The sequence below is a fragment of the Leifsonia sp. HAY1-4F genome, from assembly GCF_056755275.1.
Map to the genome: position 1 here is coordinate 1 of NZ_JBNDHX010000623.1, position 237 is coordinate 237.

1 protein-coding gene is annotated in these 237 nt (G+C 69.6%); it reads left to right on the plus strand.

Features of this window, described 5'->3' with window-relative positions; translation table 11 throughout:
- The coding region (locus ACPYOG_RS20745) for a proteasome accessory factor PafA2 family protein (RefSeq protein ID WP_481295945.1) at positions 1–237 on the plus strand (237 nt) is incomplete at both ends.

Below are 237 nucleotides of genomic sequence, written 5' to 3' on the forward strand. Positions count from 1 at the left end.
GGCATGGACAGCGCCGACACGAAGCAGGTCCTCGAGCTGTGGGGACGCGCCCTCGACGCGATCGGCGCCGGCGACCTCGGGGCCATCGAGACCGAGATCGACTGGGTCATCAAGTACCGGCTCATCGAGCGGTACCGGGCCAAGCACGGCCTCGGCCTCGGCGACGCCCGCATCCAGCAGCTCGACCTCGCCTACCACGACATCAACCGACGCCGCGGCCTGCACTACCTGCTGCAG